Annotated in this window: 9 protein-coding genes; all 9 read right to left on the bottom strand. The window is 64.0% G+C overall.

Annotation, left to right across the window (positions count from 1 at the left end; translation table 11 throughout):
- The 9 genes from AB5Y81_RS19310 to AB5Y81_RS19350 all read right to left on the bottom strand — a co-directional run bounded on the left by AB5Y81_RS19310 (nt 1) and on the right by AB5Y81_RS19350 (nt 14,793).
- Nucleotides 1-684 carry a response regulator gene (locus AB5Y81_RS19310; RefSeq protein ID WP_242761683.1) on the bottom strand — a complete coding sequence of 228 codons (684 nt, stop codon included), beginning with the start codon at nt 682-684 and terminating at the stop codon, nt 1-3.
- A 38-nt stretch (nt 685-722) separates the two neighbouring features.
- Entirely contained in the window at nt 723-3,311 is a 2,589-nt protein-coding gene (locus AB5Y81_RS19315) for a sensor histidine kinase KdpD (RefSeq protein WP_279485084.1), read from the bottom strand.
- A 102-nt stretch (nt 3,312-3,413) separates the two neighbouring features.
- Nucleotides 3,414-3,941 carry a potassium-transporting ATPase subunit C gene (locus tag AB5Y81_RS19320; protein ID WP_279485085.1) on the bottom strand — a complete coding sequence of 176 codons (528 nt, stop codon included), beginning with the start codon at nt 3,939-3,941 and terminating at the stop codon, nt 3,414-3,416.
- Between the two features lie 60 nt (nt 3,942-4,001).
- Complete coding sequence (gene kdpB / locus AB5Y81_RS19325; RefSeq protein WP_279485086.1) at nt 4,002-6,059, bottom strand: potassium-transporting ATPase subunit KdpB; 2,058 nt, start codon at nt 6,057-6,059, stop codon at nt 4,002-4,004.
- Between the two features lie 55 nt (nt 6,060-6,114).
- Nucleotides 6,115-7,809 carry a potassium-transporting ATPase subunit KdpA gene (gene kdpA / locus AB5Y81_RS19330; RefSeq protein WP_279485087.1) on the bottom strand — a complete coding sequence of 565 codons (1,695 nt, stop codon included), beginning with the start codon at nt 7,807-7,809 and terminating at the stop codon, nt 6,115-6,117.
- A 10-nt stretch (nt 7,810-7,819) separates the two neighbouring features.
- Nucleotides 7,820-8,104, bottom strand: a complete 285-nt coding sequence (locus tag AB5Y81_RS19335; protein WP_279485088.1) for a hypothetical protein — start codon at nt 8,102-8,104, stop codon at nt 7,820-7,822.
- 92 nt (nt 8,105-8,196) lie between these two features.
- On the bottom strand, nt 8,197-9,546 hold the full coding sequence (gorA, locus tag AB5Y81_RS19340; protein WP_279485089.1) for a glutathione-disulfide reductase: 1,350 nt from the start codon (nt 9,544-9,546) through the stop codon (nt 8,197-8,199).
- A 76-nt stretch (nt 9,547-9,622) separates the two neighbouring features.
- Nucleotides 9,623-11,590, bottom strand: coding sequence for an ATP-binding protein (locus AB5Y81_RS19345; RefSeq protein ID WP_195879599.1), 1,968 nt, complete (start codon nt 11,588-11,590; stop codon nt 9,623-9,625).
- A gap of 122 nt (nt 11,591-11,712) precedes the next feature.
- The gene (locus AB5Y81_RS19350) at nt 11,713-14,793 is read right to left on the bottom strand and encodes a multidrug efflux RND transporter permease subunit (protein WP_010635626.1); all 3,081 of its coding nucleotides are present in this window, start codon (nt 14,791-14,793) and stop codon (nt 11,713-11,715) included.
- Between the last annotated feature and the right edge of the window lie 5 nt (nt 14,794-14,798).

Consider the following 14,798-nt stretch of genomic DNA (forward strand, 5'->3'; position numbering starts at 1 on the left):
TCAGCTGCCGATAAAGCGGTAGCCGATGCCGGACTCGGTCTCGATGAGAGCGGGGTCTTGAGGGTTATCCCCCAGCTTCTTGCGCAGGCTGGCGATGACGATGCGCAGGTAGTGGGTGTCCTCCTTGTGGCTCGGCCCCCAGATGTCGTTGAGCAGCTGGGTCTGCAGCACCAGCTTGCCGGGATGGCACACCAGCGCCTGCAGCAGGGCAAACTCCTTGCGGGAGAGGGCCACCTCTTCCTCCCCTAGGGTGACCCTGTGGCTGCTGCTGTCCAGGGTCAGCCCGCATTGGGGGAAGTGGCGGCACTCACCGCTGCTGACCCCGGCCCGCTGGCGCAGCAGCACCCGGATACGGGCCATCATCTCGCCGACGCCGAACGGCTTGCTCATGTAGTCATTGGCTCCGGCATCCAGCAGGCGCACCTTCTCCTGCTCCGAGTCCCGCGCCGACAGCACCAGTACCGGATGCTGATGGTGCTCGCGAATGGCCTGCAACACCTGGAGGCCATCCCCATCCGGCAGGCCCAGATCCAGGATCACCAGGTCGGGGTTTAGGTGGCGATACTGCGCCACGCCCTCGTTGACGCCAACGGCCTCGCTGACCTGATGACCTTCGGCGGTCAGGCTGATCCGCAAAAAACGGCGGATGGCCGCCTCGTCGTCGATGACCAGTATGTGAGCCATTCAACCTCCAGCTCGCTGATGAAAAAGGGCGGCGACCATCAGGCCGCCGGTGCGTTGAGGGCCAGCGGCAGGGAGATGCGCATGCAGGTACCGTTGCCGTTGGGGCCGGAAAAGGCCCAGATGCGGCCCCCATGGACCTCTATCATAGCGCGGGAAATGGCGAGGCCAAGCCCGGTACCGCGGCTGCCGCAATCACCGACCGGCTGGGTGTAGAAGAGGTTGAAGATCTTGTCGCGGTCCGACTCGGCGATGCCGACCCCGATATCTATGATGTCGATGATGAGGTCGGGGTCCGCCAGCATCACCTTGAACTCGATGGGGGTGCCGGCCGGCGAGTAGCGGGAGGCGTTGTCGAGGATGTTGACCAGTACCTGCTCGATCAGGGCGCCGTGCACATAGAGGCGGGGTATCTGCTGATCGAAGTGTACCAGCAGCTTGTGCTGGCGCCAGGAGGAGTCGAGCCGGCGGCGGGCATTCTCCACCAGATCCGCCAGATCGACCCAATCCCGTTTCAGCTGGAAGTCGGGTGAGCCGATGCGGGTCATGTCCAGCAGGTTCTGCACATAGCTGTGCAGGCGGCGCGCCTCCTCCTGCACCGAGTGCAACAGCTCGCTGCGGTCTTCGCTGCTGATCCGGTCACCATATTCCAGCAGGGTGCTGCCGGCCCCCATGATGGTGGCGAGCGGCGTCTTCAGATCATGGGAGACAGAAGAGAGCAGGGCGGCGCGCATCCGGTCGGTCTCTGCCTGCAGCTGGCTGTCGGCCAGCCGCTCGTTGAGGTCGATCCGTGCCAGCGCGGCGCGGATATCGGTGAGCAGCGCCTGCAGCTGATGCTCGGCCGAGGAGGCGAGCGGATTGGCCAGCAGTATGCCCAGCACCAGGTCATCGCTGAGGTGATGGTACTGGGCCTCGGCCGCGTTGAGGGTGGCTGTGTGGGCGCCGGCGCTCTGTTTCTGGGCCAGACACCAGTCGATGGCCGCCTTGTCGGTCTGTCCCGGTTTGTGCTCGGTCGAGCCGGCCCAGTACTGGTAGTGCCGATCGAGGGCAAACACCGGCTGACCCAGTGCCAGCGAGATGGCCTGGCTCCCTTGCCTGAGCACCTCGACCGGGCTGCTGGCGGTGGCCAGCCCCTGGCTCAGGGAGAGCAGGGCGTTGCCCAGCTGCTGGGTCTCGCGCAGGCCGACCAGCTGCTGGCGCTGACGGGAGGCGAGCCGTCCGGCCGTGATGCCGACGATCAGCAGCACGAACAGAGTGAGCAGGTCGCTGTGGCTGGCGACGCTGAGGGAGAAGTAGGGGACGGTGAACAGCAGGTTGTGGCCGACGAAGCCCAGCACCGCAGCCAGGATGGCGGGCACCAGGCTGGTGGTGAGCGCGGTGGCCAGCACTCCCAGCACGAACAGCATGGGCAGGGAGGCGGGCGGCAGCCAGTGGGAGAGGCCCCAGACGGCGGCCGAGGTGGTCCCCATGATGACCACCGCCAGCAGGCTCTGGCGAATGTCCTTGGGGTGAAGCGGCTGCCAGTTCAGGCCGGGTTTGCGCTTCTCTGTGTCCACCAAGGTGATCTCGAGCCCCTGTGCCTGCCTGAGCAGATGCTGCACCAGGGAGCGGCGCCACGGCGCCTTGTGGGGTTTGCCCAGCAGCAGTTGCGACACCTGCTGCTGTTCGGCCGTCTCCAGCAGGGCATCGGCCACCGCCGGGCTGGAGAGGGTCAGCACCTTGGCCCCCAGCTGGGAGGCGAGCGCCAGCGCCTGCTCCTGTTCGGCGGAACGCTGCCCCTTGCTGTCGACGTGCACCACCAGCCAGGGCAGCTGGCGGCGCTGGGCGAAGCGGTGGCCGTAGCGCACCAGGGCGGCGCCGTGCTCGTCGCCGAGGCAGACCATCAGCTTGCCTCTCAGCGGCAAGGTGGTCTTGCCGGCGGCCTGCCACTGCAGCTGCAGATCCCCCTCCACGTGGCTGGCGGCGGTCTGCATCGCCAGCTCCCGCAGGGCGGTCAGGTTGTTGAGGGAGAAGAAGGACTGCAGGGCGGCCTTGGCCTGGTGGGGCACATAGACCTTGCCCTCCTTGAGGCGGCCGAGCAGCTCCTTGGGGGGGAGGTCGATCAGCACCAGGCTGTCGGCCTCCAGCAGCACCTGGTCGGGCAGGGTCTCCTTGACCCTGACCCCGGTCAGCTGCCACACCAGATCGTTGAGGCTCTCCAGGTGTTGCACGTTGAGGGTGGTGTAGACGTCGATACCGGCCCCGAGCAGCTCCTCCACATCCTGCCAGCGCTTCTCGTGGCGGCTGCCGGGGGCGTTGCTGTGGGCCAGCTCGTCCACCACGGCGATGGCGGGTTTGCGGGTCAGCAGGCCGTCCAGATCCATCTCCTCCAGCCGCTGCTGGCGGTGCAGGTGCAGCTTGCGCGGCTGGATGGCGAGCTTGTCGAGCAGGGCCAGGGTCTCCTGGCGACCGTGGGTTTCCACCACCCCGATCAGGATGTCGACCCCCTCCCTGGCCTGTTCCCGCACCGCCTGCAGCATGGCGTAGGTTTTGCCCACGCCGGGGGCCGCGCCGAGAAACACCTTCAGCTTGCCCCTGTGCTCCTGTTCCAGGCTCGCCAGCAGGGCGTCCGCCCTCACCTCATCACGCATCCCCGCGCTCCCGTTGCATCGGCCGAACTGCGGCCGTGACCTCATTGCTCATGCTTGTCCCCGTTGTCGAAAGGGAGCCTTCCCGAACGGCAAGGAGCGCCCTCAGGCGCCCTTTTGATGATCGAGTTGCAGGTTCAACTGGAGAATGTTGACCACCTGCGGGCCAAGGATACCAGCTTGTGCCGCCGACTTGACCTGCTCCGTCAACTGAACGGGATCCAGCCCCCGTTGCCCGGCGACCCGCTCCACCTGAGCCAGCACCGCATCGAGCGGCAGATGGGGATCGAGGCCGGAGGCGGAGCGGGTCAGCAGGGCGGGGACCCTGGCTTCCGACTGCGCCTTGGCCGCCGCTGCGGCAAACTCGGCTCGCAGCGGCGAGCTCATCCCCAGGTTGCTGGCGCCGCCACCTATGGTGGCGAAGTCGCTGGCGGAGGGGCGGGAGTGGAAGTAGTCGGCCCGCTCGAATTTCTGGGCCAGCAGGGCGCTGCCGACCACCTGTTGCTTGTCATTGGTGAGCAGGCTGCCATTGGCCTGCCAGGGGAAAATAAGTTGGGCCAGCCCGGTGACGGCTAACGGATAAGCCACCCCCAGCAGTAGGGTCAGGGTCAGCAGGGTTCTGATTGCTATCATGATTCTCTTGCTCCAAATACGTTGGTTGGATGCGGGTCTGCCCCGCATCCGGTGATGCCGTTACACCAGCCCCAGGCCGGTGATGACCAGGTCGATCAACTTGATTCCGATAAAGGGCACAATCAGACCGCCAACGCCGTAGATCAGCAGGTTGCGGCGCAGCAGGCTGGCTGCCGTGCCCTGCAGGCTGACCCCGCGCAGGGCCAGCGGCACCAGTGCGACGATGATCAGGGCGTTGAAGATGATGGCCGACAGGATGGCGCTTTCCGGGCTGCCCAGCTGCATCAGGTTCAGCGCCCCCAGCTGCGGATAGGCGGCGATGAACAGGGCCGGCAGGATGGCGAAGTACTTGGCCACGTCGTTGGCGATGGAGAAGGTGGTCAGGGCGCCACGGGTTACCAGCAGCTGCTTGCCTACCAGCACCACGTCCAGCAGCTTGGTGGGGTTGGAGTCGAGATCCACCAGGTTGCCCGCCTCCTTGGCGGCCTGGGTGCCCTCGTTCATGGCCAGCCCCACGTCGGCCTGGGCCAGAGCAGGGGCGTCGTTGGCGCCGTCCCCGCACATGGCCACCAGCCGGCCGTCGGCCTGCTCCTGGCGGATGTAGGCCAGCTTCTTCTCCGGCGTCGCCTCGGCGATGAAGTCGTCCACCCCGGCCTCGGCGGCGATGGCGGCGGCGGTCAGCGGGTTGTCACCGGTGATCATCACGGTGCGGATCCCCATGTGGCGCAGGATCTGGAAGCGAGCCTTGATGCCCGGCTTGATGATGTCCTTGAGGAACACCACCCCCAGCAGCTTCTCATGGGTGCAGACCAGCAGCGGGGTGCCGCCCTGGCGAGCTATGCTGTCCACCGACTTGAGGATGGGCTCGGGCACCGCCTTGCGATCGAGGGAGAGGTAGCGCAGCACCGCATCCACCGCCCCCTTGCGATATTGATGACCGTTGCGATCCAGCCCGCTCAGCCGGGTCTCGGCGCTGAAGGGGATCAGGATGTCGCTCTCCAGCTGGCTCGGTCTGGTGTGGCTCTTGCCAGCCAGAGTCAGGATGGACTTGCCCTCCGGCGTGTTGTCACCGAGCGAGGCCAGCATGGCGGCCTGGGCCAGCAGGGCCGGATCGATACCGGGGGCCGGGATCAGTTCATCCGCCATCCGGTTGCCGAAGGTGATGGTGCCGGTCTTGTCCAGCAGCAGGGTGCGCACGTCGCCGGCGGCCTCCACCGCCCGGCCCGACTTGGCGATCACGTTGAGCTTCACCAGCCGGTCCATGCCGGCGATGCCGATGGCGGAGAGCAGACCGCCAATGGTGGTCGGGATCAGGGTGATGAACAGGGCCAGCAGGTAGAGCCGGGGCACCTGGGTACCGTTGTAGTCGAGGAACCAGGGCAGGGTGGCCACCACCAGCAGGAAGATCAGGGTCAGTCCCACCAGCAGGGCGTCCAGCGCCATCTCGTTGGGGGTCTTCTGGCGCTTGGCCCCTTCCACCAGCGCAATCATGCGATCCAGGGTGCTTTCACCCGGATTGTTGCTGATGCGCACCCAGATCTCGTCGGAGACGACGGTGGTGTTGCCGGTCACGCCGCTGCGATCGGTGCCCGACTCGCGGATGACGGGGGCGGATTCCCCCGTGATGGCGGCCTCGTTGACCGAGGCGATGCCGGCGACCACTTCGCCGTCGGCGGGGATCATCTCGCCGCTGCGCACCAGCACCAGATCGCCCTTGCGTAGGTTGGTGGCTGGCACCCACTCCCCCTTGTCATCCTGCGGATGGGTGACCCGGCGCGCCCTGAGCTGGCTCATGCCCGCCTTCAGGCTGTCGGCCCGCGCCTTGCCGCGCCCCTCGGCCAGGGTCTCGGCGAAGTTGGCAAACCAGAGGGTGAGCCAGAGCCAGGCGGTCAGCTGCCAGGCCAGTGAAGGGGCGACGCCGGAGACAGGCTGCCCCAGCAGGGATTCCACGCTGGCCATCACGGCCGCCAGCCAGAGGGTGAACAGGATGGGGCTGCCGAGCAGCGCCCTGGGGTTGAAGCGATAGAGGGCTTCCACCATGGCCTGCATGATCTGTGATTTCTGTTTCTTGCCCTTCACCTTGAGGGTGTCGGTGCTCATTGAAGCGGACTTGCTCATTGGAAAGCTCCCAGCATCGAATAGTTGACCACGGCGATCAGTGGGGTGTGCAGCATCAGAAGGCACCTCCCAGCAGGCTCAGGTGTTCCGCCACCGGACCCAGCGCCAGCACCGGCAGGAAGGAGAGGCCCCCCATCAGCAGTACGGTGACGATCAGCAGGGTGATGAAGAGCGGGCCGCTGACGGGGAAGTCCCCCTCGCTTCGCTCCTGGCGCGGGGCGCGGGCCAATTGGCCGGCGATGGCCAGCACCGGAATGATGTAGCCGAAGCGGCCGAGCAGCATGGCCAGCCCGATGGCGATGCACTGCCAGCTGTCGGCGGCGGCCAGGCCGGCGAAGGCGGAGCCGTTGTTGCCGGCGGCCGAGGCGTAGGCATAGATCAGCCGGGACAGGCCGTGGGGGCCGTCGTGACCGATGACGGTGGCGGAGTCCGGCATCAGCAGGGTAATGCCGCCGATCACCAATACCCCGACCGGCATCACCAGCATGCTGGCGACCACCCATTTCATCTCGGTGATGCCGAGCCGTTTGCCCAGATAGGTCGGGGTACGACCCACCATCAGGCCGCACAGAAACACGGTCAGCAGCACGAACAGCATCATGCCGTAGATGCCGGAGCCGACCCCGCCGAAGATGACCTCGCCGAGCAGCATGTTGATCATGCCGACCATGCCGCCGAGGGGAGTGAAGCTGTCGTGCATGGCGTTGACCGCACCGTTGGAGGCGCTGGTGGTCGCCACTTCCCAGATGCTGGAGAGCAGGGGGCCGAAGCGGCTCTCCTTGCCTTCCCAGTTGCCGGCCATGCTGCTGGCGTCAGTGGAGAGCTGGGCGAGGGCAGGGTCCGGTTTCAGCTCCTGGGTAATGGAGACGAAGAGCCCGATCACCATCATCAGGGTCATGGCGACGAGGATGGCGCGGCTGTGGGCCAGGTCCTTCACGTAGCGACCCAGGGTGCAGACCATGGCGGCGGCCAGCGTCAGCAGGGCGACCATCTCCAGCCAGTTGGAGAGGGCGGTCGGGTTCTCGAACGGATGGGCCGAATTGACGCCGAAGAAGCCGCCGCCGTTGGAACCGAGCTGCTTGATGGCGATCTGGGAGGCCGCCGGGCCGAGCGGCAACAGCTGCTCCTGGCCTTCCAGCGCGTGGAACGGCAGGTAGGCCGACAGGCTCTGGGGTACCCCCTGCCAGACCAGCAGCAGCGCCAGGATCAATGCCATCGGCAGCAGCACGTAGAGGCAGAAGCGCACCAGATCCTGCCAGAAGTTGCCGAGGTGGGTGGTCTGCTGGCGGGCGATGCCGCGGAACAGGGCGATGGCGACGGCGGCGCCGGTGGCGGCCGAGACGAAGTTCTGGGTGGTGAGCCCCACCATCTGGCTGAAGTAGGAGAGGCTGGCCTCGCCGGAGTAGGCCTGCCAGTTGGTGTTGGTCATGAAGCTGACCGCGGTGTTGAAGGCGAGTTGCCAGTTCAGCCCGGGCAGCTGTTGCGGGTTGAGGGGCAGCAGCCCCTGCGCCAGCAGGATCAGGAACAGCAGGCCGAAGCCGGCGCCGTTGAAGGCCAGCAGGCTGAGGGCGTAGGACTTCCAGTCCTGCTCGCGCCCGTCCGTGCCGCAGCAGGCCAGGGTGGCGCGCTCGACGGGAGCCAGCCAGCGACTCTTGCCCTCAAATACCCGATACAGGTAGTTGCCAAGCAGAGGCGCCGGCAGCAGCACCAGCAGTACGAACGCGACGGGATAGATGATCTCTTGCCACATATCCGGTTCCTCACTCATGGGTGCGCGCAAGGGCGCGCAGCAGATAGCCCGCGAGGGCGAGGACCAGCAGCAGATATAGCCAATTCATATCGACTCCATTGGTGTAATTGACGACCAAATGGTAGGAATAACCGGCGTAAAGGCGCCATAAAGCCGGATTTGGCAGGCGTAAAATCGGCGTAAAAAAGCAGGTGTGGGCGCGATTTGGGGGAGGGGAAAGATCGAAAAACCCGGCCTGAGCCGGGTTTGGTAGCTGGTCGCTGAGGCTGACCTGATAGTGACAGGCCAGCTTCAAACATGCTTATCGCATTGTCACAAACTCTTCCGCGCTGGTGGGATGGGGAGTGGGAACGCAGTGGCCGGTTTGACCTCTATGCCCTAGCTCCCTCAGCGCATGGTGACAAACTCTTCCGCACTGGTCGGATGGATGGCAACGCAGTTGTCGAAGTCCGCCTTGGTGGCACCCATCTTCATGGCGACGCCGAAGCCCTGCAGGATCTCGTCCATGGCGAAGCCGATGCCGTGCAGGCCGACCACCTTCTCTTCCGGCCCGACGCAGACCAGCTTCATCCGGGTGGGCTGGCGATGCTGGGTCAGCGCCGAGTACATGGCGGTGAACTGGCTGCGGTAGACCTTGACCTGATCTTCACCGTATTCGGCGACGGCTTCCGGCTCGGTCAGCCCTATGGTGCCGATGGGCGGGTGGCTGAACACCACGGTCGGCACCAGATCGTAGTTGAGGTGCTCGTTCGGCTTGTTGTTGAACAGCCGCTCGGAGAGACGGCGGCCCGCCGCGACGGCCACTGGGGTGAGCTGGATGCGGCCGGTGTTGTCACCGACGGCATAGAGGTTGGCGACGGCGGTATTCTGGAACTTGTCGGTCGGGATAAAGCCCTTCTCGTCCAGCGTGATACCGGTGGCGGCCAGGTTGAGGTTGTCGGTGGCCGGGACGCGGCCGATGGCCCAGATCAGGCAGTCGACGGTGAGGTGGCGACCATCTTCCAGCTGCAGGGTCAGGCTCTCGTCGGCGTTCTTGACCACGGCTTTCGGAATGGCGTGGGTGTGCAGCTTGGGTCCTTCCTGCGCCATGATCTCCACCAGGGTCTCGTGGATCATGGGGTCGAAGTTGCGCAGCGGTGCGTGCTTGCGCACCACCAGGTGGGTTTCGGAGCCGAGCGCCTGCATCACGCCGGCGATCTCCACCGCGATATAACCGGCACCCACCACCGCAACCCGCTTGGGTTGTTCTTGCAAGTCGAAGAAACCGTCGGAGTCGATGCCCAGTTCGGCACCCGGAATGGCCGGCACTTCGGGGCGGCCGCCGGTGGCGATCAGTATGTGATCGGCGCTGTACTGCTCGCCGTTCACCTCGATGGTGTTGCTGCTGACGAAGCGGGCGAAGCCCTTGATAACGGTGATCTGGTTCTTGCCCAGCACGTTCTGGTAGGACTGATGAATGCGGCCGATATAGGCCTGGCGGGACTCGACCAGCTTGGCCCAGCTGAAGTGGTTGAGAGTGGTGTCGAAGCCGTAGTCGGCGCCATATTTCAGGGCATCGGCGATCTGGCCGGCATACCACATGGCCTTCTTCGGCACGCAGCCGACATTGACGCAGGTTCCACCCAACTCTTTGGCTTCAATCAGGGCAACTTTCTTACCGTACATGGCAGCCCGGTTGGCCGAGGCGATGCCGCCGCTGCCGCCGCCGATGGCGATATAGTCAAAATGCTGTGCCATTGCGAGGTTCTCCGCTCATTAAGAATGCAATCACAGCATGATGGGGATAAAGCGGCTGGCTCACAAGAGCCAGCACTCAGTTATGTTGGATCGGCAGGCGAATATGGAACTGGGCGCCTTGCTCCGGTTCGCTGATGCAGTTGATACGGCCGCGCAGCAGCTGCACCACCAGGTTGTAGATGATGTGGGTGCCGAGCCCGCTGCCACCCTGGCCCCGCTTGGAGGTGACAAAGGGATCGAAGATGCGCGGCAGTATCTCGGGCGGGATGCCGCGGCCGTTGTCGCTGTAGTCGATCAGCAGCTCTTCACCCTGCTGTTCCACCTTGATGGTGATCTTCTTGGGTTTGTCCCAGTTGTCGAAGCCGTGGTTGATTGAGTTGAGGATCAGGTTCGAATAGATCTGGGTGAAGCTGCCGGGGAAGGAGAAGATCGACAGCTTGGGATCGCACTGGATATCCACCTCGCACTGGGCCTTCTTCAGCTTGTGGCCGAGGGAGACCACCACCTGATGCAGGTTGTCGGCGAGGCTGAAGTTGTAGCGCGCCTCGGACGACTGGTCCACCGCTACCTGCTTGAAGCTGGCGATGAGCTCGGAGGCGCGGCGCAGGTTGCCCTGCAACAGCTGCATGGATTCATCCAGATTGACGGTGAATTCGGTGAGATAGGAGCGCGACAGCTGCTTGGAGTCGATGTGCTGCTTGAAGTCGGCCACCCGCTCCTGCAGGTAGGAGGAGGCGGTCACGCTGATGCCGATAGGGGTGTTGATCTCGTGGGCCACGCCGGCTACCAGGGAACCGAGGGAGGCCATCTTCTCCGACTCCACCAGGGTCTGCTGGGCCTGTTTCAGATCGTCGTACGCCTTGCCCAGCTGGTCGTTGGCATCGCTCAGGCTGCGGGTACGCTCCACCACCTTGCCCTCCAGCTGTTCGTTGAGCTGGATGATCTCCCGCTCCACCTTCTTGAGGCGGGTGATGTCGTAGCCGAAGCCGATCAGGTATTTGAGGTTGGGCCCCTCGTAGAAGGGGGCGAAGGTCCACTGCAGCACCAGCTCGTGGCCCTGCTGGTCATGCATCATGACCTCTTTGTCCTCGATGGAGCCGTGATCGGCCAGGGTGGCCGCCAGCTGGTCGCGCTGCTCCTTGCTGACGAACAGATCCAGCCAGTTGTGCTGCAGTATCTCCTGCTGGTGGTAGCCGGTCAGCAGGATGGCCGCCGGGTTGATGCTGGCGATGTTGAGGTCCGGCTCCATACAGCAGATGACCATGTTGGCGGAGTTGATCAGGGTGGCGGAGAAGTCCCGCTCCTGCTGCAGCTGTTCGGCGGCCTGATGGCGCGCCGCAAATTCGTCGAGCAGCCGGGTGCGCATCTGGTTGAGGGTGGCGACCAGGGTGTCGAGCTCGTCAGGTTTCTTGCGGGGCAGCTGGCGCCCCTCCAGGGTCAGCTCGTTGGTGAGCCGGTCCAGATTCAACTTCTGGGCGTAGTGGGCGATGCGGTTGAGGTGACGCACCACCAGGTAATAAATGATGATCAGGATGCAAAACGAGACCACCAGGGTCTTGATGGTCTGGCTGACCATGATCAGCACGGATTTTTCGATGAGGCGCTGGTAGATCTGCTCCAGCGAAGCGGCGACGAACAGCTTGCCCACCACTTCGCCCTGATAGGTGAGGTTGAACTCGCGGGAGATGTCGTAGCTTTCCCGTTCCACCCCCTGGGTCAGCAGCGGCACTTCCGAGTTGCCGAGCATCTCCTTCACCATCACGAACTGCATGTTGGGCAGGTTCATGATGCCCTCGATCTGCACCTTCACCTGCTCTTCATCCAGGTTCCACAGGCTGGCGGCGATGGGCTGCAGGAAGGAGGCCTCGATCTGGCCGATGCTGTCCTCGATGACGGCCACGTCCTTGCGGTAATCCCAGGCAAGCTGCAACACCGTAATGATCATCGCCAATACGGTACTGCACACCAGAATGTAGGAGAGCAGGCGGTATGAGAGTCCGTTACGGCCGACGGCCCTAGCGGTCTTGGAGAAGAGTCCTGACATGGCGTCCTTGCGGTCTGGATATATTGCCATTTAGTTTAACTGCTTCATGCACTTATGTCGTGTTTCGTTCACGTGATAAAAACAAGGCCCCGAAACGGGGCCTTGTTGATTCAAAAAGGTTTTTAATGACTCCCTTTCGCCTTGGGCGGAATGGATTCATCAAATACCGGCAGCGGTTTGTGTTCGGAGGCCAGGTAGGTGTAGATCACCGGCAGTACGAACAGGGTGAACACGGTACCTATGGCCAGACCGGCCACGATCACGATGCCGATGCTGAAGCGCTGGGCAGCCCCGGCCCCCGTGGCATAGAGCAGCGGGATGAGACCGGCGATCATGGCGGCCGTGGTCATCAGGATGGGTCGCAGACGCACCTTGGCGGCAGTCATGACGGCTTCTATCCGGTTGCGGCCGTGCAGCAGCTGCTCCTCCTTCGCCACTTCACAGATCAGGATGCCGTGCTTGGTAATCAGGCCGACCAGGGTGATCAGACCCACCTGGGAGTAGATGTTCATGGTGGCGGCACCCCAGGCCAGGGCGATCAGCGCCCCGCTGATGGCCAGCGGCACGGAGACCATGATCACCAGCGGGTCACGGGCCGACTCGAACTGGATCGCCAGCACCAGGAAGATGATGGCCAGCGCCAGACCGAAGGTGGCGTACAGGGCGCTGCCCTCGGTCACGAACTGGCGGGCCTCGCCCATGAAGTCGTAACGGTAGCCCTGCGGCAGCTTCTCGTCCGCCGTGGTGTTGAGCCAGTTGATGGCGTCACCCATGGTGGTGCCAGGCATCAGCACGGCACCTATGGTGGCGGAGTTGAGCTGGTTGAAGTGGGGCAGGGAGCGCGGTTCACCGATCACCTCGATGCTGATCAGGCTGCCAAGCGGGATGGATTTGCCATCGGCCGCCCGTACGTAGTAGCCCTTGATCGACTCGGGGTTGAGGCGGTATTTGCGCTCGACCTGCGGGATCACCTCGTAGGAGCGGCCATCCAGGTCGATACGGTTGACGTAACCGTCCGACATCATGGTGCCCAGGGTGATGCCGATGTCCTGCATGGTGATGCCGTAGGCACCCGCCTTGTCCTTGTCGATCTTGATCTTCATGGTGGCGGAGTCGTACTGCAGGTCCAGCTCGGAGTAGACGAAGCGTCCGCTCCCCTGGGCTGCGGTCAGGATCTCGCTGGCCACCTGATAGAGGCTCTCGAAGTTGTTCGGCGTGGTGATGACGAACTGCACTGGCAGGCCGCTCGAGGCGCCTGGCAGTTCCGGGAACTGGAAGGTGGTGATGGACATGCCGGGCACGTCTTTCACCAGCCCGGCCACCCGGTCCAGCACCTCTTTCTGGCTCGCTTCACGCTGGCTCCACGGCACCATGGAGGCGATGCCGAACGCCTGGTTGGCGTTGAACACCCCGGAGAAGACCTGGGAGAAGGCCACTTCCGGCTGGGAGTCCAGCACCTTGTTCACCTGCTCCATGGTCCCCTGGATGTAGTCCAGGTTGACGTTGGAGGGGGCGGTCCCCAGCACGGCCATGACGCCCTTGTCCTCGTTCGGCGCGAGCTCGCTCGGGATGAACTTGAACAGCATCGGCAGGCTGGCGAACACGATAACGGCGAACAGCACCACCACGATGCGCTTTTGCATCACGGCGTGCAGCATGGCGTCGTAGCGTACCGTCATGCGCTCGAGCAGGTGGTGTACCGTGCTTTCGAACTTGCCCGGCTCCTCGTTGGCCTTGAGCATCTTGGCGCACATCATGGGCGACAGAGTCAGGGCTATGATGCCGGAGACGAACACGGCGCCCGCCAGGGTCAGCGCGAACTCCTTGAACAGGGAGCCGGTGATGCCCCCCATCAGGGCGATCGGCGCGTACACGGCGGCCAGGGTGACCGTCATGGCGATGACCGGCACGGCGATCTCGCGGGTGCCTATGATGGCGGCACGGAACGGATCTTCCCCCTCCTTGACGTGACGATCCACGTTCTCCAGCACCACGATGGCGTCATCCACCACCAGGCCGATGGCCAGCACCATGGCCAGCAGGGTCATCAGGTTGATGGAGAAGCCGAACATCTGCATCACCATCACCACGCCGATCAGACTGAGCGGGATGGTGATAATCGGGATGATGACCGCGCGGAACGAGCCGAGGAACAGGGTGATCACCACCAGCACGATGGCGGCTGCCTCGGCGATGGTCTTGATCACCTCATGGATCGATTCGTTGATGGCCACGGTGGAGTCATAGAGGACGTTGGCCTCCATGGTGCTCGGCATGTTGCTCTTCAGGCTCGGCAGCATCGCCAGCACGTCGTGGGCGATGTTGATCGGGTTGGCGGTCGGCGCCGCGTTGATGGCCAGTACCACGGCCTCGCGGCCGTTGGCGGTGGCGCGATAGGTGTCGTGGCTCTTCTCCAGGGTCACCTTGGCGATGTCGGCCAGGCGGATCACCTTGCCGTCACGGGTGGAGACCACCAGGCGCTCGAGCTCCTCGGTGGTGTTGACCTGGGTCTCGGCGTTGCCGTTGTAGAGGGTGAAGTAGCCGGTAGCCTGGCCGGTGGCGGACTGATAGTTGTTGCTGTTGAGCACGTTCATCACGTCCGCGGCGGTCAGGTTGAACGCCGCCATCTTGGCCGGATCCAGCCATACCCGCAGGGCGTACTTGGTACCGCCGTACATGTCGACCTTGGAGACGCCGCCGACGGTGAAGAGCTGGGGCTTGATGACCCGCTCCAGGTAGTCGGTGATCTGGCTGGCGTTGAGCTCTGGGCTGGTGAAGCCGATGTAGAGCACCGCCGTGGTGGAGCCGGTGGACATGGTGACCGAGGGGTCTTCCGACTCCTTGGGCAGCTGGGATCGCACCGAGTTGACCTTGGCCAGAATGTCGGACAGGGCGGCGTTGGGATCGGTGTTGAGCTTCATGTAAGCGGTGATGGTGGAGCTGCCGAGCTGGGTGGACGACGTCATGAAGTCGATGTTGTCCGCCTGGGCGATGGCCTGTTCCAGCGGCTGGGTGATGAAGCCCTGGATCAGGTCGGCACTCGCGCCGTAATAGCTGGTGCTGACCGTGACGACCGTGTTGGTCATCTCGGGGTATTCCCGCACCTGCATCTTGAACACGGCCTGCAAACCCAGCAACGCGATCAGGAAGCTGATCGAGATGGCCAGGATGGGCCGTTTGATGAATATGTCGGTAAAGCGCATCTGTC

This window comes from Aeromonas sp. s2, from assembly GCF_040907935.1.
Lineage (GTDB): Bacteria > Pseudomonadota > Gammaproteobacteria > Enterobacterales > Aeromonadaceae > Aeromonas > Aeromonas dhakensis.

Coding starts and splice junctions, on each gene's coding strand:
- AB5Y81_RS19315 (WP_279485084.1), bottom strand. CDS start 3,311: ATGCGTGATGAGGTGAGGGCGGACGCCCTGCTGGCGAGCCTGGAACAG.
- AB5Y81_RS19345 (WP_195879599.1), bottom strand. CDS start 11,590: ATGTCAGGACTCTTCTCCAAGACCGCTAGGGCCGTCGGCCGTAACGGA.
- kdpA (WP_279485087.1), bottom strand. CDS start 7,809: ATGTGGCAAGAGATCATCTATCCCGTCGCGTTCGTACTGCTGGTGCTG.
- gorA (WP_279485089.1), bottom strand. CDS start 9,546: ATGGCACAGCATTTTGACTATATCGCCATCGGCGGCGGCAGCGGCGGC.
- kdpB (WP_279485086.1), bottom strand. CDS start 6,059: ATGAGCAAGTCCGCTTCAATGAGCACCGACACCCTCAAGGTGAAGGGC.
- AB5Y81_RS19310 (WP_242761683.1), bottom strand. CDS start 684: ATGGCTCACATACTGGTCATCGACGACGAGGCGGCCATCCGCCGTTTT.
- AB5Y81_RS19320 (WP_279485085.1), bottom strand. CDS start 3,941: ATGATAGCAATCAGAACCCTGCTGACCCTGACCCTACTGCTGGGGGTG.
- AB5Y81_RS19350 (WP_010635626.1), bottom strand. CDS start 14,793: ATGCGCTTTACCGACATATTCATCAAACGGCCCATCCTGGCCATCTCG.